General features: G+C 67.0%; 19 protein-coding genes. 14 read left to right on the forward strand and 5 right to left on the reverse strand.

The genetic code is table 11. From position 1 onward, the window contains the following. Positions 1 to 38 precede the first annotated feature (38 nt). Both WHX56_RS13350 and WHX56_RS13355 read left to right on the forward strand, forming a co-directional pair. Complete coding sequence (locus tag WHX56_RS13350) at positions 39 to 1,061, forward strand: putative 2-aminoethylphosphonate ABC transporter substrate-binding protein (protein WP_338881449.1); 1,023 nt, start codon at positions 39 to 41, stop codon at positions 1,059 to 1,061. A 29-nt stretch (positions 1,062 to 1,090) separates the two neighbouring features. Next, positions 1,091 to 2,221, forward strand: coding sequence for a TIGR03364 family FAD-dependent oxidoreductase (locus tag WHX56_RS13355; RefSeq protein WP_338881451.1), 1,131 nt, complete (start codon positions 1,091 to 1,093; stop codon positions 2,219 to 2,221). An 81-nt stretch (positions 2,222 to 2,302) separates the two neighbouring features. Here the strand turns inward: WHX56_RS13355 and WHX56_RS13360 are convergent, their stop codons facing one another. From WHX56_RS13360 to WHX56_RS13370, 3 genes are all read right to left on the reverse strand, one after another. Further along, entirely contained in the window at positions 2,303 to 3,451 is a 1,149-nt protein-coding gene (locus WHX56_RS13360) for an aromatic ring-hydroxylating oxygenase subunit alpha (RefSeq protein ID WP_129242691.1), read from the reverse strand. Positions 3,452 to 3,797: 346 nt separating this feature from the next. Beyond that, positions 3,798 to 4,808 (reverse strand): acyltransferase, encoded by a 1,011-nt coding sequence (locus WHX56_RS13365; RefSeq protein ID WP_129242693.1) that lies wholly within the window; start codon positions 4,806 to 4,808, stop codon positions 3,798 to 3,800. 87 nt (positions 4,809 to 4,895) lie between these two features. Then, complete coding sequence (locus WHX56_RS13370) at positions 4,896 to 5,864, reverse strand: Bug family tripartite tricarboxylate transporter substrate binding protein (RefSeq protein WP_287754529.1); 969 nt, start codon at positions 5,862 to 5,864, stop codon at positions 4,896 to 4,898. Between the two features lie 171 nt (positions 5,865 to 6,035). Here WHX56_RS13370 and WHX56_RS13375 point away from each other — a divergent pair, with 171 nt between their 5' ends. The 12 genes from WHX56_RS13375 to WHX56_RS13430 all read left to right on the forward strand — a co-directional run bounded on the left by WHX56_RS13375 (position 6,036) and on the right by WHX56_RS13430 (position 16,095). After that, positions 6,036 to 6,887, forward strand: a complete 852-nt coding sequence (locus WHX56_RS13375; RefSeq protein ID WP_129242697.1) for an IclR family transcriptional regulator — start codon at positions 6,036 to 6,038, stop codon at positions 6,885 to 6,887. Between the two features lie 82 nt (positions 6,888 to 6,969). Beyond that, positions 6,970 to 7,236, forward strand: a complete 267-nt coding sequence (locus WHX56_RS13380) for an exodeoxyribonuclease VII small subunit (protein ID WP_129242699.1) — start codon at positions 6,970 to 6,972, stop codon at positions 7,234 to 7,236. Between the two features lie 7 nt (positions 7,237 to 7,243). Continuing rightward, positions 7,244 to 8,155 (forward strand): polyprenyl synthetase family protein, encoded by a 912-nt coding sequence (locus WHX56_RS13385; protein ID WP_129242701.1) that lies wholly within the window; start codon positions 7,244 to 7,246, stop codon positions 8,153 to 8,155. A gap of 53 nt (positions 8,156 to 8,208) precedes the next feature. After that, positions 8,209 to 10,071: a 1-deoxy-D-xylulose-5-phosphate synthase gene (gene dxs / locus WHX56_RS13390; protein ID WP_287754530.1), complete on the forward strand. Its 1,863-nt coding sequence runs from the start codon at positions 8,209 to 8,211 to the stop codon at positions 10,069 to 10,071. A gap of 186 nt (positions 10,072 to 10,257) precedes the next feature. Further along, positions 10,258 to 11,055 (forward strand): GTP cyclohydrolase FolE2, encoded by a 798-nt coding sequence (gene folE2 / locus WHX56_RS13395; RefSeq protein ID WP_129242705.1) that lies wholly within the window; start codon positions 10,258 to 10,260, stop codon positions 11,053 to 11,055. 7 nt (positions 11,056 to 11,062) lie between these two features. Further along, complete coding sequence (locus WHX56_RS13400; RefSeq protein WP_287754532.1) at positions 11,063 to 11,986, forward strand: DUF817 domain-containing protein; 924 nt, start codon at positions 11,063 to 11,065, stop codon at positions 11,984 to 11,986. A 190-nt stretch (positions 11,987 to 12,176) separates the two neighbouring features. Further along, positions 12,177 to 12,551: a 30S ribosomal protein S6 gene (rpsF, locus tag WHX56_RS13405; protein ID WP_129242709.1), complete on the forward strand. Its 375-nt coding sequence runs from the start codon at positions 12,177 to 12,179 to the stop codon at positions 12,549 to 12,551. Positions 12,552 to 12,602: 51 nt separating this feature from the next. Then, the gene (gene priB / locus WHX56_RS13410) at positions 12,603 to 12,926 is read left to right on the forward strand and encodes a primosomal replication protein N (RefSeq protein ID WP_129242711.1); all 324 of its coding nucleotides are present in this window, start codon (positions 12,603 to 12,605) and stop codon (positions 12,924 to 12,926) included. A gap of 109 nt (positions 12,927 to 13,035) precedes the next feature. Continuing rightward, positions 13,036 to 13,308 carry a 30S ribosomal protein S18 gene (gene rpsR, locus WHX56_RS13415; RefSeq protein WP_006218308.1) on the forward strand — a complete coding sequence of 91 codons (273 nt, stop codon included), beginning with the start codon at positions 13,036 to 13,038 and terminating at the stop codon, positions 13,306 to 13,308. 14 nt (positions 13,309 to 13,322) lie between these two features. Continuing rightward, complete coding sequence (gene rplI, locus WHX56_RS13420; protein ID WP_129242712.1) at positions 13,323 to 13,778, forward strand: 50S ribosomal protein L9; 456 nt, start codon at positions 13,323 to 13,325, stop codon at positions 13,776 to 13,778. Positions 13,779 to 13,876: 98 nt separating this feature from the next. Beyond that, complete coding sequence (locus WHX56_RS13425) at positions 13,877 to 14,716, forward strand: hypothetical protein (RefSeq protein ID WP_338881453.1); 840 nt, start codon at positions 13,877 to 13,879, stop codon at positions 14,714 to 14,716. Further along, entirely contained in the window at positions 14,713 to 16,095 is a 1,383-nt protein-coding gene (locus WHX56_RS13430) for a replicative DNA helicase (protein WP_129242716.1), read from the forward strand. The genes WHX56_RS13425 and WHX56_RS13430 overlap by 4 nt, the downstream gene beginning before the upstream one ends. A 113-nt stretch (positions 16,096 to 16,208) precedes the next feature. On the opposite strand, the gene WHX56_RS13435 is transcribed toward WHX56_RS13430, so the two are convergent. Both WHX56_RS13435 and pdxA read right to left on the reverse strand, forming a co-directional pair. Beyond that, positions 16,209 to 17,186 carry a bile acid:sodium symporter family protein gene (locus WHX56_RS13435; RefSeq protein ID WP_338881455.1) on the reverse strand — a complete coding sequence of 326 codons (978 nt, stop codon included), beginning with the start codon at positions 17,184 to 17,186 and terminating at the stop codon, positions 16,209 to 16,211. Positions 17,187 to 17,337: 151 nt separating this feature from the next. Beyond that, the gene (pdxA, locus tag WHX56_RS13440; protein ID WP_338881456.1) at positions 17,338 to 18,318 is read right to left on the reverse strand and encodes a 4-hydroxythreonine-4-phosphate dehydrogenase PdxA; all 981 of its coding nucleotides are present in this window, start codon (positions 18,316 to 18,318) and stop codon (positions 17,338 to 17,340) included. Between the last annotated feature and the right edge of the window lie 3 nt (positions 18,319 to 18,321).

The following is an 18,321-nucleotide window of genomic DNA, read 5'->3' on the forward strand; positions in this document are numbered from 1 at the left end:
CTTTTCAGCCTTTTTTCCGCTTATCCACGGAGTACTCCATGAATCGCTACAAGCTGCTTGCACTGGCCGCCGCCCTGACGGGCACGATGGGCGCCGCCTCCGCCGAGACCACCCTGACCGTCTACACGGCGCTCGAAGCCGACCAGATCAAGGCCTACCAGGCCGCGTTCGAGAAGGCCAATCCCGGCATCAAGATCCAGTGGGTGCGCGACTCCACCGGCATCATCGCCGCCAAGCTGCTGGCCGAGAAGAGCAACCCCAAGGCCGACGTGATCTGGGGCCTGGCCGGCACGGCGCTGGGACTGATGGACAAGGAAGGCATGCTGCAGCCCTATGCCCCCAAGGGCCTGGACCAGATCGCCGCCAACATGCGCGACGCCAAGGCCGAGCCGTCGTGGGTCGGCATGGACGGCTACGCCGCCGCCATCTGCTTCAACACCATCGAAGCCGAAAAGCAGAAGCTGCCCAAGCCCGCCTCGTGGCAGGATCTGACCAAGCCGGTGTACGCCGGCAAGATCGTCATGCCGAACCCGGCGTCCTCGGGCACGGGCTTCCTGGACGTGAGCGCCTGGCTGCAGATCTTCGGCGAAGAAAAGGGCTGGGCCTACATGGACGCCCTGCACAAGAACATCGGCTCGTACACGCACTCGGGTTCCAAGCCCTGCAACATGGCCGCCGCCGGCGAGTTCCCGATCGGCGTGTCGTTCGACTACCGCGCCGCGAAGCTGAAGGCCGACGGCGCGCCGGTCGAGGCCGTGTTCCCGTCGGAAGGCCTGGGCTGGGAAGTCGAAGCCACCGCCATCGTGAAGGGCACCAAGAACCTGGAAGCGGCCCGCAAGCTGGCCGACTTCTCGGCCAGCCGCGAGGCCAACGAACTGTACAAGGCCAACTTCGCGGTGCTGGCGATCCCGTCGGTGGCGACGGTCAATCCCAACCTGCCGGCCGACTTGACCACGCGCATGATCAAGAACGACTTCGTGTGGGCCGCCACGAACCGCGAACGCATCATCGCCGAATGGACCAAGCGTTACGACGGCAAGTCCGAGCCGAAGAAGAAGTAAGCCGCAATCCTTCGAGCAATATTCCAGAGATGAAGAACTTCGACGTAGTCGTAGTGGGCGCGGGCATGCTGGGCATCGCGCACGCCTGGGCGGCCGCCAAGCGCGGCCTGTCCGTGGCCGTGATCGAGCGCAGCCGCCAGGCGCATGGCGCCACGATCCGCAATTTCGGCCAGGTCATCGTTACGGGCCAGGCGCCCGGCACGATGCTGTCGCACGCCAGGCAGGCCCGCGAACTGTGGCTGGACCTGGCGGGCAAGGCGGGCTTCCACGTGCGGGCCAACGGCGCCCTGGTGCTGGCGCGCAACGCCGACGAGGCGGACGTGCTGCAGGAGTTCGCCGACACGCGCATGCGGCAGGAAGGCTATCGCGCCGAGCTGCTGTCGGGCCGCGACGTGGCCGGTCTGTATGGCGGCCGGCTGGCGCACCACTGCGCGGCCCTGCAGGGGCATGACGACCTGCAGATCTATTCGCGCGAGGCGCTACCGGCCATCACGCGCTACCTGGCCGGGTCGCTGGGCGTCGCCTTCGTCACCGGCACGCTGGCGCGCGCCGTGGAAGGCGGGCTGGTGTGCACCTCGGCCGGCGAATTCAAGGGCGAGCATGTGTTCGTCTGCCCGGGCCACGATTACCTGACCCTGCTGCCCGAACGGTTCGCGCCGCTGAACCTGGAGGTCACGCGCCTGCAGATGCTGCGAGCCGCGTTCGAGACGGCCCCCATCGCCTTGGACCGTCCTCTGCTCACGGGCCTGTCCTGCGTGCACTACGGCGCGTTCTCGGACCTGCCTTCGGCGCTGGCGCTGCGCGGCACGATCCAGGCGCGCGAGCCGATGCTGCTGGAAAACGGCATCCACCTGCTGGTCAGCCCCACGCCCTACGGCGAACTGATCATCGGCGATTCGCACCGCTACGGCCAGGACGCGCCGCCGTTCAACGACGAAGCCGTCGACGACGCGATGCTGGACCTGGCCTCGCGGGCCCTGGGGGCGCGCCTGCGCGTGCTGGAGCGCTGGCAGGGCGTCTACGGCGCGCGCGGACCGGCGCCGTTCTCGGTGATGCCGGTGGACCCGGCCACGACGGTGGCGGTCATGCATTCGGGGGTGGGCATGACGGTGGGGCTGGCCATCGGCGAGCGCACCGTGGCCGGGGTGCTGGGCCGCTGACCGCGGCGGGAAAAAGAAAGGCCTCGCGGATGAACGCGAGGCCTTTCCGTCTGGAGGAAGCGGCGCCGAAGCCCAGGGGCTTCAGGCCTTCTCCTGCATGATGCGGCGATACCATTCGTGGAAATGCTGCATGCCGTCTTCCATGGGCGACTGGTAGGGGCCGGTCTCGTTCACGCCGCGCAGCATCAGGGCCTTGCGGCCGGCGTCCATGCGTTCGGCGATCTCGTCGTCCTCGATGGCCGTTTCCATGTAGGCGGCGCGCTGCGCCTCGACGAACTCGCGCTCGAAGGCGGCGATTTCCTCGGGGTAGTAGAACTCGACCACGTTCACTGTTTCCTGGGGGCTCTTGGGGTACAGCGTGGAGAGCACCAGCACGTGCGGATAGAGTTCGATCATGTGGGTCGGGAAATACGTGACCCAGACCGCGCCGAAATCGGGCGCGTCGCCTTCGCGGAACGCCAGCAGGCGGTCATGCCACTGCTTGTAGACGTCCGAGCCCGGCTGCGCCAGCGCGTTGTGCACGCCGACCCGCTGCAGGCTGTACCAGTCGTTGAACTCCCAGGTCAGGTCGTCGCACGTGACGAAGCGGCCCAGGCCGGGGTGGAACGGGCCGACGTGGTAGTCCTCGAGGTAGACCTCGATGAAGGTCTTCCAGTTGTAGTTGCACTGGTGCACCTCGACGTGGTCCAGCACGTAGTCGCCGAAGTCGAACTCGGGCCGCGAGAACAGCGGGGCCATGTCGGAGGCCGGATCGCGCGGGCCTTCGAACAGCAGGCCGTGGCAATCGCGCAGGCGGAACTTCTGCAGGTTCATGCAGGGCGTGGTGTCGAACTGCGGCGCGCCCAACAACTCGCCCTGGTTGTTGTACGTCCAACGGTGCAGCGGACACACGATGTTGCCGCCGCTTGCCTTCAGATTGCCCTTCGTATTGCAGTTGCCGGCCACATCGCCGGCCTCGCCGCCAAGCATCAATGCCTGCCGGTGGCGGCAGACATTCGAGATGAGTTCGACGCCCTGCTGGTTGCGGACCAGCACGCGCCCACTGCTTTCCTGGACCAGCGTACGCCAGTCCCCGATTTCGGGCACCAATTTCTGGTGGCCGACGTATTGCGAGGATTGCTTGAAAATGAGTTCTTGCTCGCGGGCAAAGAGGGCTTCGTCAAAATACGCGCTGACGGGTAGCTGGGTGCGAGCTGGCACTACATGTGCCATCCGACCGATGTCGGTCATGATTCCCTCCGCTCGGATAAAAAAGCCAGGACGGTCGAGCTTTTTGCCCAGGGGCTTTGCCTGGCGGCCTTGCCCAGCGTGCAGCGCGGACCTGTCGGGCCGGGCCTTGGGGGCCTGGCCAAATCCGCCGGTTGAATTCCGCTGGGCAAATCCGCCAAGTGAAATCCGCTGGGTGAATTCCGTTCTGGCGCGAAGAAAAATCGGTGTCTGGCCGATCAAATAAGCCGTGAATTGTACCCCAAGCCCTTGCCCCGCGCCCGTGAAGATACGGCAAGCCCGGACGGCCCGCGGCGGAGCCGTTCCGGCCGGTGCCGGAACCCGGTTTCCGCCAGGCGGCGCAAGCCTTTCAGACGAGCCGGCGGGTGGCCGGATGCCGCCTCAGCAGCCAACTGCTGGCCGCCGACAGCGCGAACACGGTGGCGGCCAGCAAGGGCACCGCCCAGGCGTCGCTGCGCGAGCCGGCCATGGCGCCGGCGCGGCGCGCCAGGTCCAGGAACAGCGGATGGATCAGGTACACGCCGAAGGTCAGCGGTGCCAGCGGGGCCAGGCGCGGCAGGCGCGGCGAGGAGACGATCCACTGGAACGCGGCCAGCGACATGAACGGCACGGTCAGGCTGAAATAATCATAGAAATAAGTGTCCAGCGTGCGGCTGCTGGACATGGCATAGACGCCCAGCGCGGTCGCGGCCACGCTGGCCGCCAGCATCAGGCCGGGCCGCGGCACGCGCATCTGGCCGTCGAAGATTAGGCGGCCGGCCACGAAGTAGCCCAGATAGGGGAGGAACCAGGTCAGGAAGAAGCCGGCGGGCGCGCCGAGCGCGCGGCGGTAGAGCGCGTCCAGGATCGCCACGCCCAGGATGCCGACCACCCACAGCCCGCGCGCGCGCGGCGTGCTGCGCGCATACAGCAGCCGGGTCAGCGGGGCGAACAGGTACAGCCCCACGATCATGTAGAGATACCAGAGGTGGTAGTAGGGTTCGCCCTGGACGACCTTGCGCGGCCAGAACGAAAAATCGACGCGGCCGTCGTCCCACCAGTCCAGCGCCGTGCGCCATGCCAGGTAGAAAAGCGTCCAGAACAGCAGCGGCGCGCAGATCCGCGCCATGCGGCGGCTGTAGAACTGGCGCGCGTCCTGGGGCTTGTCGGGGTCCAGCAGCAGGGCGCCGCTGACCATGACGAAAACGGGCACGCACCAGCGGGCGGCGGAATCGTACAGATTGGCCGCCAGCCAGGCCCCGCCGCCGTAGGCGGACGGGTTGCTGACGATCATGGCCGCGCTGTGCAGCAGGACGACGGCCAGTGCCGCCAGCCAGCGGGCGGCATCCAGGCGTGAATATTTTTCTTCCAGGTACGGCATCGGACTCCCGGTTCGGTGTTTGTTTCACCATAGCAGCCGGGAGTGCGAGGCTTGTGTATCCAGGGGTTAGGGCCTGTTAACAACCCGTCACTGCAGGACGATGTTGGCCTGCTTGATCAGTTGCGAAACGATGGGCTGTTCGGTCTGGATCTGCTTGTCCAGTTCGGCCGGCGTGCCGGACCGCGGGTCGATGCCCATGTCCAGCATGCGCTTCTTCACCGCTTCGTCCTGGAGCGTTTCGGCCAGCGCCTGCTGCAGCTTTTCCATCGCCGGGGCGGGCGTGCCCTTGGGCGCCACGAAGCTGAACCAGGCGGTCATGTCGAACGAGGGGTAGCCCTGTTCGGACAGCGTTTCCAGCTTGGGCTGCGTGGCCAGGCGCGAGGGGCTGGTGATGGCGAACACCTTGACCTTGCCCGCGTCGGCCTGCGGCATGCCGGTGGCCACCATGTCGAAGAACAGGTCCACGTCGCCGCTGATGAGCGCGGGCAGCGCCTGGGTCGCGCCCTTGAAGGGCACGTGCAGGATGTCGATGCCGGCGCGCTCCTTGAAGAGTTCCCCGGCCAGGTGGGACGAGGTGCCGGGGCCGAACGTGGCGAAGGTCAGCTTGCCGGGGTTCTGCTTGGCGTAGGCCACCAGGTCCTGGGTGCTGTTGAACGGCCGCTTGGGGCTGGACAGCAGGACCAGCGGCCCCACGCCCACCATGCCGATCCGGGCGAAGCCGTCCGGGTCGTAGGGCAGTTCCTTGTACAGGTAGCGGTTCGTGACCAGCGTGGAGTTGGTGGCCATCAGGATGGTGTAGCCGTCCGGCGCTTCGCGCGAGACGAACGCCGCGCCGATGGAGGTGCCGGCGCCCGCCTTGTTCTCGACGATCATGGGCTGGCCCAGCGTCTTGGCCATGCGCTCGGCCAGGATCCGCGTCAGCACGTCGGTGGCGCCGCCGGCCGGGAAGGGCGAGACGACCTTGATCGGGCGGGAAGGATAGGTGTCGGCCTGGGCGCCCAGCGCCGCGGCGCCGAGAACCAGGGTGGCCAGCAGTTTGAAGCTCGTGCGTATCATGTTTTTTCCCCTTGATGTCGCATACAGGAGTGGATCGTCGGGCCTGGCCTCGCGCGTTGCCGCCGGGGCGGGGTCGTTGCGCTTGCCAGTTCACCTAGGATGTTTTAAATTCCGATAAATGAAATTTAATTTTGTTATTCGAAATAAACTATAAAAACGAAGCGAATAGAAATGCAATCTTTTTCTGACGGCAAGCGCATCGTCCATCCCGCCGCCAAGCCGGACGGCAAGGTCGAACTGAGCCTGCCCGCGCGCCGCAAGCGCGCCGCGGGCGGAGAGGGCGCCAGTTCGCCGGACTTCATTACGGCGCTGGCGCGCGGCCTGGACGTGCTGCGCTGCTTCCGCCATGGCGTGACCGCGCTGGGCAACCTGGACCTGGCGCGCCTGACCGGCCTGCCCAAGCCCACCATCAGCCGCATCACCTACACGCTGACCGAACTGGGTTATCTGCGCTATCACCCCGATACGGGCAAGTATTCGCCCGGCTACGGGGTCCTGGCGCTGGGGTTCGGCCTGCTGGCCGGGCTGGAAGTGCGCGAACTCGCCAAGGCGTCGATGACGGAACTCGCCCGCGGCACGGGCGGCGCGGTCGCGCTGGGCGCCTTCGACGGAGACGCCATGACCTATGTCGAGGCCATCCACGGATCCTCCGCCCTCTACCTGCGCCTGCCGGTGGGCTACCGCGCCAGCCTGGACAGCGCCATGGGCCGGGCCTACCTGGCCAGCCTGCCGGTCCCGGCGTGCGACGACGCATTGGCCCGCCTGGGCGAAGCAGCGCCCGCGGCCGCGGCCATCGAACGCGCCCGCGCGGAATTGCGGGAGTCGGGCTGCTGCTTCGCCATCGGCGAGTGGCAGTCGGGGATCAATGCCGCCGCGGTGCCGTTCTCGTCCGTCACGGGCGAAGGCGTCTTCGTCATGAGCTGCGGAGGGCCCGCCGGCCTGCTGCCCGAGGCGGAGCTGCGGGGGCGCGTGGCGCCTTTGCTGCGGGCGGCGATCGCGGGGCTCGCGGGGGCGTCCGCCTGAGTCGCGCGGGGCATCGGGACAGGGCCTGGGTATCTCGTACAATTCACGGATTGATCCACCCCTAGCGTCCTCGGAGATCCGTTTGGCCAAACCCTCTCAAGCCGACCCGCAGGTCGACGACCGTCCCTTGCCCCAGGATTTCGAAACGGCGCTGGCCGAGCTCGAATCGCTGGTCGCGGCCATGGAAGACGGATCGTTGCCGCTCGAGCAATCGCTGGCCGCCTACCGGCGCGGCGTGGCGCTCACCCGGGTCTGCCAGGATCGCCTGGCGCAGGCCGAGCAGCAGGTGAAGGTCCTTGAGGGCGACTTGCTGCGCCCGCTGGATCCGGCGGCGCTGGATGACGAATAAAAACCCGATGAAGCAAATCCAACTCGCCTTCCCGGAATGGCTGCAGGGCCGCGTGCGGCGCGTCGAAGACGTCCTGGACGATCTCCTGCCTCCCGCGGACGCGCTGCCCGCCCGCCTGCACGAAGCCATGCGGTACGCCGTTCTCGGCGGGGGCAAGCGGGTGCGGGCCGCGCTGGTCTATGCGGCCGGGCAGGCCTGCCCCGTCAGCGGCAGCGTCCTGGCCGTCGAGGCCTCGCTGGACCGCGCCGCCGCGGCGGTGGAACTGATCCACGCCTATTCGCTGGTGCACGACGACCTGCCGTGCATGGATGACGATACGCTGCGCCGCGGCCGGCCCACGGCCCACGTGCAGTTCGACGAAGCCACCGCCATGCTGGCGGGCGACGCGCTGCAGCCGCTGGCCTTCGACCTGCTGGCTTCCATGCCGATCGCGCCCGCGCTGATCGTGCAGGCGACCCAGTCGCTGGCGCGCGCCGCCGGCAGCCAGGGCATGGCGGGCGGGCAGGCCATCGATCTGTTCAGCGTCGGCCGCGCGCTGTCGCGCGACGAACTGCAGACCATGCACAGCATGAAGACGGGCGCCATGCTCGCGTGCAGCGTGGCCCTGGGCGGAATCGTGGCGGGCGCCAGCTCGGCCGCGCGCCAGGCGCTGGACGCCTACGCGCAGGCCGTGGGCCTGGCGTTCCAGGTCGTGGACGACATCCTCGACGTGACCGCCGACAGCGCCAGCCTGGGCAAGACGCCAGGCAAGGACGCGGCGGAGAACAAGCCCACCTACGTATCGCTCCTGGGCCTTGCCGAGGCGCGGGCGTTTGCCGAAGAATTGCGCGAGGACGCGCTGGCCGCGTTGGCGCCGCTGGGCGAGGCGGGATCGCGCCTGGCCCAACTGGCCGACTTCATCGTCCTGCGGGACCGCTGAGCCGAGACAAGCCCGGGCTGGATGCAGGCCGGGACAACGAACCAAATAAAAGCATGACGACAGATTTATTGGACCGCATTCAATCCCCGGCAGACCTCAAGCGCCTGGATCGCCGCGAGCTCAAGAAGCTTGCGGACGAGCTGCGAGGCTTCGTGCTGGAATCGGTATCCAAAACGGGCGGGCACCTGTCGTCCAACCTGGGCACCGTCGAGCTCACGCTGGCCCTGCACCAGGTATTCGACACCCCCCACGACCGCATCGTCTGGGACGTGGGCCACCAGTCCTACCCCCACAAGATCCTGACCGGCCGCCGCGCCGGCATGGCCCAACTGCGGCAGCAGGGCGGCATTTCGGGCTTTCCGAAGCGCAGCGAATCCGAGTACGACGCCTTCGGCACGGCGCACTCGTCCACGTCCATCTCGGCCGCGCTGGGCATGGCGGTCGCGTCGCGCAACGCCGGCGCGCAGCGCCAGCACATCGCCGTCATCGGCGACGGCGCGATGTCCGCCGGCATGGCGTTCGAGGCCATGAACAACGCGGGCGTCACACCCAACATCAACCTGCTGGTGATCCTGAACGACAACGACATGTCGATCTCGCCGCCGGTGGGGGCGCTGAACCGCTATCTGGCCCGCCTGATGTCGGGCCGCTTCTACGCGGCGGCCAAGAACGTCGGCCGCGCGGTGCTGCAGCACGTGCCGCCGGTGCTGGAACTGGCGCGCCGCTTCGAAGAGCACGCCAAGGGCATGGTCACGCCGGCCACGCTGTTCGAGGAATTCGGCTTCAACTACGTCGGCCCCATCGACGGGCACGACCTGGACGCCCTGGTGCCGACCCTGCAGAACCTGAAGGCCCTGCAGGGCCTGCAATTCCTGCACGTGGTGACGCGGAAAGGGCAGGGCTACAAACTGGCCGAGGCGGATCCGGTCCTGTACCACGGCCCGGGCAAGTTCGATCCCGCGGTCGGCATCCAGCAGTCCAAGGCGCCGGGCAAGCGCACGTTCACCCAGGTGTTCGGCAAGTGGCTGTGCGACATGGCCGAGCAGGACCCGCGCCTGGTCGCCATCACGCCCGCCATGCGCGAGGGCAGCGGGCTGGTGGAGTTCGAGCAGCGCTTCCCGCAGCGGTACTTCGACGTGGGCATCGCCGAACAGCACGCCGTGACGTTCGCCGCCGGCGTCGCCTGCGAAGGCCAGAAGCCCGTGGTCGCGATCTACTCCACCTTCCTGCAGCGCGGCTACGACCAGTTCATCCACGACGTGGCGCTGCAGAACCTGGACGTCACGTTCGCGCTGGACCGCGCCGGCATCGTGGGCGCGGACGGCGCCACGCACGCCGGCAACTACGACATCGCCTTCCTGCGCTGCGTGCCCAATATGGTGGTGGCCACGCCGTCGGACGAAAACGAAACCCGCCTGCTGCTGTCGACCTGTTATCAGCATCCCGGCCCCGCGTCGGTGCGCTATCCCCGCGGCGCGGGCTGCGGCGCCGCGGAAGCGCCCGGCCTGGAAACCGTCGAACTCGGCCGGGGCGTGGTGCGCCGCGAAGGCGCGCGGATCGCCATCCTGGGCTTCGGCACCCTGGTCCAGGCCGCGCTGGTCGCCGCCGAAAAGCTGGACGCGACCGTGGCCGACATGCGTTTCGCCAAGCCGATCGACCGCGAACTGATCCTGGACCTGGCCGCCCGGCACGATGCGCTGGTCACGCTGGAAGACGCGTCCATCATGGGCGGGGCGGGCAGCGCGGTGCTGGAGACGCTGAGCGCCGCGGGCGTGCAGATTCCGGTGCTGCAACTGGGCCTGCCCGACGAGTTCATCGACCATGGCGAGCAATCGGCCCTGCTGGCCGGCATCGGCCTGGATGCCGCCGGCATCGAGCGCTCGATCCGCGCCCGCTACGCCGATCTGCCGGGCTGAAGCTCCATGGGGCCCAGGCCCGGCGGCCTGGGCCCCATGGATGCAACACACTGTTCCGGCCCCGCCAACCTACGCGGAAAAGGGTTTTCCCTGGCGATTGCCGGCGTATGGGCGATAATGGCCCCCTTCTCTAGATTCCTGGGCGCGTGCGTATGCACGATTGAACGCCTAGACAGGTAAGCCGAAATGAATTCTCCGATCGACCCCGCCATCGTGATGCCCGACGTCCAGAGTTCGGCGGACACCCGGCACATCCCGATTCAGCGGGTGGGCATCCGTGGCGTGCGCCACCCCATGCTGGTTGAAAGCGGCGACGGTTCGCCCCAGGGCACCGTGGCCAACTGGACGCTGACGGTGGCGCTGCCCCCCGAAGAAAAAGGGACGCATATGTCCCGCTTCGTGGCCCTGCTGGAAAAGTACCGCAGCACGCCCATGACGCCGGCCCTGTTCCGCGCCATGGCGGCCGACATGCTGCCGCTGCTGCACGCCGAGCGCGGCGACATCACCGCGGCGTTCCCGTATTTCATCAACAAGTCCGCCCCGATCTCCGGCGTGCAGAGCCTGCTGGACTATGAAGTCCAGTGGATCGCCCGCGCCCAGGGCGACGCAGTGGAATTCGAACTGATCGTGCAGGTGCCCGTCACCAGTCTCTGTCCGTGCTCGAAGGCCATTTCCGAGTACGGCGCGCACAACCAGCGCTCGCACGTCACCGTGTCCGCCATCCTGAACGGCGACATCGGCATGGACAGCGTCATCCGCCTGATCGAAGAGGAAGGGTCGTGCGAACTGTGGGGCCTGCTGAAGCGCCCCGACGAAAAGTACGTCACCGAACGCGCCTACGACAATCCCAAGTTCGTCGAGGACCTGGTGCGCGACGTGGCGGCCCGCCTGAACGCGCACCCCGGCATCGCCCGCTATCGCGTGGAAGCCGAGAACTTCGAATCGATCCACAACCACTCGGCCTACGCCGTCGTGGAAGGCTGAGCCTCCCGTGCGCCATCCGGCGGCCAACGACTGGCCGCTCATCGCCGGACTGCAGGGTTGGGAATCGCGGCTGGCCGGCAATCTGGCCGGCCGCGGCCGTTTCGGCGTCGCGCTCTACGAGTTCTTCCGCTTCGGCGTGAAGCAGGCCTGGGCCTGCCTGTTCGGCGGCCTGATGTGCGCGCTGCTGCTGGGCACCCACTGGTGGTATCCGAAGGACGCCTTCCTGGCCCGCTACGATTTCCTGACCCTGGCGGCGCTGGGCATCCAGGCGGCGCTGCTGGCGCTGCGCATGGAAACCTGGAGCGAAGCCCGCGTGATCCTGATGTTCCACGTCGTGGGCACGGGGATGGAACTGTTCAAGACGGCGGCCGGCTCCTGGATCTATCCCGAGGCCAGCGTGCTGCGCGTCGGCGGCGTGCCGCTGTTCACGGGCTTCATGTACGCGGCGGTGGGCAGCTACCTGGCGCGGGTCTGGCGCCTGTTCGACTTCCGCTTCCGGGCGCATCCGCCGCTGGCGGCCACGGTGCTGCTGTCGGTGCTGATCTACCTGAATTTCTTCGCGCACCATTTCATCGCGGACTTCAGGCTCATCCTCTTCGCGCTGACCGCCGTCCTGTTCGCCCGCACCTGGGTGTACTTCCGGATCTGGCGCGACTACCGCCGCATGCCCCTGCTGCTGGGGTTCACGCTGGTGGCCCTGTTCATCTGGTTCGCCGAGAACATCGGGACTTTCGCCAACGCCTGGCGCTACCCAAACCAGTCCGGCGGCTGGGAATGGGTGTCCGCCGCCAAGCTGGGCTCGTGGTTCCTGCTCATGATCATCAGCTACGTGATGGTCAGCGTGGTCAACCGGCCCCGGGAAATCGATGTTGCCGATACGCCTCAGGCGGCGGGGCAGGGCGCGCGAAATAACGCGTCCCTTATTTCCTGACGGGTAGTCGGCTTGCGCCTGGCGGCCCAATCGGTGATAATCGAGAGCTTTCTTGCTCGACCGCCCATGGTTTTTGGGTAGCGGGCTGCCCCTTGCGGGCCGACGTCTTGCGTGCAAGCCACGACATCCGTGATGGAAAGCGCGGGTGCAAGACGCCAGGCCGGCGAGACATCCTCAAGGAGTTTTACTCATGCGTCACTACGAAGTAGTGTTTATCGTTCACCCCGACCAAAGCGAGCAAGTGCCCGCCATGGTCGAGCGTTACCAAGCGCTGGTCACGGGCCAAGGCGGCTCGGTTCACCGCCTGGAAGACTGGGGTCGCCGCCAACTGGCCTACCCGATCCAGAAGCTCGTCAAGGCTCACTACGTCTGCCTGAACATCGAGTGCGGCCAAGCCACGCTGGATGAGCTGGAACACTCGTTCCGCTACAACGACGCCGTTCTGCGCCACCTGGTCATCAAGACCAAGAAGGCCCAGACCACGCCCTCGATCATGATGAAGTCGGTCGAGCGCGAAGAAGCCCGCAAGGCTTCGGCGGAAGCGGCCGCGGCTCAGGCCGAGTAAGCAGGGCTCACGCAGAGCTCTTCCCATGTGGTCACCTTGGTGCCTGGCAGGATGAACAAGCTGGAACTCAGCGCCCGCGTTCTCGAATGCGAGCCTTTGCGCCACACTCCCGCCGGACTGCCAGCGCTGGAAATGCTGCTGGCCCACGAGTCCGAAGTCATTGAAGCCGGCCTTCCGCGCCGCGTCGAATTGACGATCACGGCCGTGGCGTTGGGCGATCTGGCGCTGCTGTTGAAGAACACCGCTTTGGGGTCCGAATTGCTGGTGCAGGGGTTTCTGGCTCCCGCGCGCAAGGACTCGGTGAAGGTCAAGCTGCATTTGCAGCAGGCGCGCAAGATCGGCGGCAGTGCGGGACGCGATCCGCAGGTGGCCTGAAGGGAATGAGCAAGAGGCGCGATGAGCGCCTTCTGAATACGGATAGGTTATGGGGATTCGGACCCGATTCGGGTAAAAACCGGCCCCCTCAAACAAAGAGGCACATATCATGGCTTTCTTCGGAAAACGCAAAGAAAAACGCAAATTCACGCAGCAGAACCCGCTCTTCAAGCGTCGCAAGTTCTGCCGCTTCACCGCCGCCGGCGTGGAAGAGATCGACTACAAGGATCTGGACACCCTGCGCGACTTCGTGCAAGAAAACGGCAAGATCATCCCGGCTCGCCTGACCGGCACCAAGGCAATCTACCAGCGCCAACTGGACACGGCCATCAAGCGCGCGCGCTTCCTGGCCCTGTTGCCTTACACCGATAACCACAACTAATCCGGGGCATTGAAATGCAAGTTATTCTGCTCGAAAAAGTCGTCAACCTGGGCAACCTCGGCGAAGTCGTCCGCGTGCGCGATGGCTACGCCCGCAACTTCCTGATTCCCCAGAAGAAGGCCCGTCGCGCAACCGACGCCGCCATGAAGGAATTCGAAGCCCGCCGCGCCGAACTGGAAAAGGCCCAGGCTGAAAAGCTGGCCGCTGCCCAAGCCCTGGGCGAGCGCCTGTCCGGCTTCCAGTTGAAGGTCGTCCAGAAGGCCGGCGTCGACGGCCGTCTGTTCGGCTCGGTCACCAACGCCGACATCGCCGAAGGTCTGAAGAAGGCCGGTTTCGAAGCCGTCGAAAAGGCGCAAGTGCGCCTGCCCAACGGCCAACTGAAGTCGGTCGGCGAGTTCCCGATCCAGGTTGCCCTGCACGCCGACGTCCTGGTCGACGTCACGGTTCTGGTCGAAGGCGAACTGTCCTAAGCCGGTACCGGCAGTGAAAAAAAGCCGGCCCGCGCGCCGGCTTTTTTTTGCCTAGTTTCCTGCCTAGCATCAGGCGCGGCGTTTTCCCAGAGGACCCCTTGACCCAGCCACCCGTTCATCACAACGCCCCTCCCGGCCTGCGAGCCTGGCTCGACAGCGTGGACGCGTCGCGTGAACCCTCGGTGCGGGACGTAACGATAGACGGCGTGCGCTGCATCATCAAGCGGCGGCGCCCCAGCATCGGCCGCGGCATCAGCTACGTCATGCGCTACACGCGCGCCCTGTTCCTGGGGGTGGGCTGCAAGCTGTTCCTGGGGGAATTCCCGCGGCCCGGCTTGCTGCTGCGCAACGGCCTTGCGCACGAGTCCCTGCGGCTCGGGCAACTGCTGAAGGCGGGCTGCCGCGTCCCCGAAGTATGGTGGCAGGAACAGGGCCTGCTCGTGCTGGAATACGTGGGCGAGGACCTGGCCGACCTGATCCGCAACGAAGAGACGACCTCCAGGCTGTGGCTGGCCCGGGCGGCCGCGGCCGACCTGGCCGCCTTCCATGCCCGCGGCATGTGGCATGGCGGCGCGCAGATACGCAACGTCACACTGCGCGACGGCGAACTGTGGCGCATCGATTTCGAAGAGAATATCGGTTCGACCCTGTCGCGCCCGCTTGCCCAGGCCTACGATCTGTTCCAGATGCTGTCTTCGCTGGCGTCTTTGCGCAAATTGCCGGACGACACTGCCCGGACCTTGGGTACACTGGCCCTCGACGTCTATTTCGAGCACAACCCCGATCCCGAGGTCAAGGCCCGCCTGACGCGCCTGGCGCGCCTGCTTTGCGGCACCGCCGCCCCCTTGCGCGCCGTGCTGGGCCGCCTGCCTTCCCGCGATATCCAGGGATTCTTCCGGGTCTCGGATATTCTGCAGCCGTTACTATTGAAGCCATGAACACACCCGCCGACTCCCAGCTCGAATACCTGCGCGTTCCTCCCCATTCCATCGAAGCGGAGCAGTCGGTGCTGGGCGGGCTGATGCTCGACAACGCGGCGTGGGACCGCATCGCCGACGTGCTGGTCGAAGAGGACTTCTACCGCCATGACCACCGGCTGATCTGGCATCACATCGCCAGGCTGATCGGGCTGGCGCGCCCGGCCGACGTCATCACCGTCCATGAATCGCTGGTCAGCGCCGGCAAGGCCGAGGACGCCGGCGGCCTGGCCTACCTGAACGCGCTGGCCCACAACACGCCGTCGGCGGCCAACATCCGCCGCTACGGCGAGATCGTGCGCGAGCGCGCGATGCTGCGCAAGCTGGTGTCCATCGCCGACGAGATCTCCTCCGCCGCCATGAATCCGCAGGGCAAGGAGGCGCGCCAGTTGCTGGACGAAGCCGAGTCCAAGGTGTTCCAGATCGCCCAGGAAGGCGCGCGCGGCGCCGCCGGCTTCCAGGAGATCCAGCCGCTGCTGACGCAGGTCGTGGAACGCATCGACGAGCTATACCACCGCGAGAGCACCTCCGACGTGACGGGCGTGCCCACCGGCTTCACCGACCTGGACAAGATGACCTCGGGCATGCAGGGCGGGGACCTGATCATCGTGGCCGGCCGCCCGTCCATGGGCAAGACCTCGTTCTCCATGAACATCGGCGAGCACGTCGCCATCGAAGAAGGCCTGCCCGTGGCGGTGTTCTCCATGGAAATGGGCGCCGTGCAGCTCGCCATGCGCATGCTGGGTTCGGTCGGCCTGCTGGACCAGCACCGCATGCGCACTGGCAAGCTGATCGCCGAGGACTGGCCGCGCGTGACCCATGCTGTGCAATTGATGCAGGACGCGCAGGTCTACATCGACGAATCCCCCGCGCTCAGCCCGATGGAAGTGCGCGCCCGCGCGCGCCGCCTGGCGCGCCAGTGCGGCCAGCTCGGCCTGATCATCATCGACTACCTGCAGCTCATGTCGGGCAATGGTTCGGGCGAGAACCGGGCTACCGAAGTGTCGGAAATCAGCCGTTCGCTCAAGGGCCTGGCCAAGGAACTCAACTGCCCGCTGATCGCGCTGTCGCAGTTGAACCGCAGCCTGGAACAGCGCCCCAACAAACGTCCCGTGATGAGCGACCTGCGCGAATCCGGCGCCATCGAACAGGACGCGGACGTGATTCTCTTCATTTACCGCGACGAGGTCTACAACCCCGATTCGCCGGACAAGGGCACCGCCGAGATCATCATCGGCAAGCAACGTAACGGTCCCATCGGCAGCGTGCGCCTGACCTTCCAGGGATCCAGCACGCGCTTCCTGAACTTCTCCGGCGCGCAGCCGCGGGACATGTACTGACCCAGGTGTCAGACACCAGTCAGGTGTCTGACACCCGTACGAGACGCGCTTACGGATTGAAGCAGGCCTCCCCGGGTGTCTGACACCCAGGCCCGCAGACACCCACCCACATTTCAGCCGTCAATGTCCGGCCGCTTGCCGAAGCGCGCGGCCAGCACGCCGCAGACCATCAACTGGATCTGGTGGAACAGCATCAGCGGCAGCACGATCGCGCCCACGGCGTGGCCGGCGAACAGCACCTGCGCCATCGGGATCCCGCTGGCCAGGCTTTTCTTCGAGCCGCAGAACAGCAGCGTGATGCGGTCTTCGACATTGAAGCCCAGCGCCTTGCCGGCCAGGGCAGACAGGCCCAGCGCCAGGGCCAGGATCGCGGCGCAGCACACGAGCAGCCCGAGCAGGGCGGGGATCGGCGTGGCGCTCCACAGGCCTTCGTTGATCGCCTCGGAGAACGCCGTGTAGACCACCAGCAGGATGGAGCCCTGGTCGACGAATTTCAGCATGGCCTTGCGCTTGTGGACCCAGGCCCCGATCCAGCGGCGCGCGAACTGGCCCAGCACGAAAGGCAGCAGCAACTGCAGCATGATCTTGCCGACGGCGTCGAACGAGATCGGCGCGCTGCCCGCGTTGGCCACCACGGTGCCCACCAGCAGGGGCGTCAGGAAGATGCCCAGCAGGCTGGAGGCCGAGGCGCTGCATACGGCGGCCGGCACGTTCCCGCGGGCCATCGAGGTGAAGGCGATGGCCGACTGCACGGTGGCGGGCAGGCAGCACAGGAACAGGATGCCCAGGTAGAGCTCGGGCGTGACCAGCGGTTCCAGCAGGGGCTTGAGCGCGAGGCCCAGCAGGGGAAACATCAGGAAGGTCGCCGAGAATATCGTCAGGTGCAGCTTCCAGTGCGTCAGGCCGGCGATGATCGCTTCGCGGGACAGCCGCGCCCCATGCAGGAAAAACAGCAGGCCGACCGCGATATTGGTGATCCAGCCGAACACGACCACGCCTTGCCCGTGGGCGGGCACGATGCTGGCGAGGATGACGGTGCAGATCAGGTAGAGGGTGAAGCGGTCGGGAAGAAGGCTGGCGAGACGTGACATGGAGGATCGGGGGACGGACGGAAAGCGCCGCGAGGCGCCGGAAACGGGGCGTATTGTAGACCCGGGCGGGGCGGGCTTCCTGACAGGCGGGTGTCGCCCCGCGCGGCGGCGGTTGCGGATTGTGCCGATGCGGACGCGGCGCGCGCCGCGTTCAGGGGGTCATCGCCAGCGCGAGGTCGAACGCCGCCACGAGCGAGGCGTGGTCGGCCAGGCCCTTGCCGGCGATGTCGAAGGCCGTGCCGTGGTCCACGCTGGTGCGGACGAAGGGCAGCCCCACCGTCACGTTGACGCCATGGTCCAGGCCCAGGTACTTCACCGGGATGAGGCCCTGGTCGTGGTATTGCGCCACCACGATGTCGAACTCGCCGCGCCGGGCGCGCATGAAGATCGTGTCGCCGGGCCAGGGGCCGCTGGCGTCGATGCCCTGCGCGCGGGCGGCGGCGATCGCGGGTTCGATGATGTCGATGTCCTCGCGGCCGAACTTTCCCCCTTCGCCGGCATGCGGGTTCAGGCCCGCCACCGCGATCCGGGGATGCGCGATGCCCATTTGCCGGCAGGCCCTGTCGGCCAGTCGCATGGCCGTCAGTTCCGCTTCCGGGGTGATGCGCGCGATCACGTCGGCCAGCGCGACGTGGATGGTCACCAGCAGCACGCGCAGTTCGTCGTTGGCGAGCATCATCGCGAAGTCGCGCGTGGCCGAGCGTTCCGCCAGGATCTCGGTATGGCCGGGGTAGTCGATTCCGGCGGCGTGCATGGATTTCTTGTTCAGCGGGGCGGTGACGATCGCGCGGATGCGGCCGGCCTGCGCATCGTCGATGGCCGCGCAAACGTAATCGTAGGCGCCGCGTCCGGCGGCCGCGCTGACCTGTCCCAGGGGCAGGTCGGCGGGCAGGGCGGGGCCGCAGGCGATGACGTCGATATGGCCCGCATCGCCGCTGGCCTGGCCCACGCCGGAAATCTCGGCGACCGTCAGCCGCGCGCCCAACTGGGCCGCGGCGCGGCGCAGCGCGCCGGCGTCGCCGTACACCACGCAAGGCGCGTTCAGGCCTTGCGCGCATGCCTTGACGACGATTTCGGGGCCGATGCCGGCGGCATCGCCCATGGTGATTCCCACGGGCAGGGAGCTGTTCACGGT

The organism is Achromobacter veterisilvae, assembly GCF_037619525.1.
GTDB classification, from domain to species: domain Bacteria; phylum Pseudomonadota; class Gammaproteobacteria; order Burkholderiales; family Burkholderiaceae_B; genus Achromobacter; species Achromobacter veterisilvae.

Coding starts and splice junctions, on each gene's coding strand:
- WHX56_RS13435 (WP_338881455.1), bottom strand. CDS start 17,186: ATGTCACGTCTCGCCAGCCTTCTTCCCGACCGCTTCACCCTCTACCTG.
- dxs (WP_287754530.1), top strand. CDS start 8,209: ATGACGACAGATTTATTGGACCGCATTCAATCCCCGGCAGACCTCAAG.
- WHX56_RS13385 (WP_129242701.1), top strand. CDS start 7,244: ATGAAGCAAATCCAACTCGCCTTCCCGGAATGGCTGCAGGGCCGCGTG.
- folE2 (WP_129242705.1), top strand. CDS start 10,258: ATGAATTCTCCGATCGACCCCGCCATCGTGATGCCCGACGTCCAGAGT.
- WHX56_RS13370 (WP_287754529.1), bottom strand. CDS start 5,864: ATGATACGCACGAGCTTCAAACTGCTGGCCACCCTGGTTCTCGGCGCC.
- WHX56_RS13430 (WP_129242716.1), top strand. CDS start 14,713: ATGAACACACCCGCCGACTCCCAGCTCGAATACCTGCGCGTTCCTCCC.
- WHX56_RS13360 (WP_129242691.1), bottom strand. CDS start 3,451: ATGACCGACATCGGTCGGATGGCACATGTAGTGCCAGCTCGCACCCAG.
- rpsF (WP_129242709.1), top strand. CDS start 12,177: ATGCGTCACTACGAAGTAGTGTTTATCGTTCACCCCGACCAAAGCGAG.
- WHX56_RS13365 (WP_129242693.1), bottom strand. CDS start 4,808: ATGCCGTACCTGGAAGAAAAATATTCACGCCTGGATGCCGCCCGCTGG.
- rplI (WP_129242712.1), top strand. CDS start 13,323: ATGCAAGTTATTCTGCTCGAAAAAGTCGTCAACCTGGGCAACCTCGGC.
- WHX56_RS13350 (WP_338881449.1), top strand. CDS start 39: ATGAATCGCTACAAGCTGCTTGCACTGGCCGCCGCCCTGACGGGCACG.
- rpsR (WP_006218308.1), top strand. CDS start 13,036: ATGGCTTTCTTCGGAAAACGCAAAGAAAAACGCAAATTCACGCAGCAG.
- priB (WP_129242711.1), top strand. CDS start 12,603: ATGAACAAGCTGGAACTCAGCGCCCGCGTTCTCGAATGCGAGCCTTTG.
- WHX56_RS13355 (WP_338881451.1), top strand. CDS start 1,091: ATGAAGAACTTCGACGTAGTCGTAGTGGGCGCGGGCATGCTGGGCATC.
- WHX56_RS13375 (WP_129242697.1), top strand. CDS start 6,036: ATGCAATCTTTTTCTGACGGCAAGCGCATCGTCCATCCCGCCGCCAAG.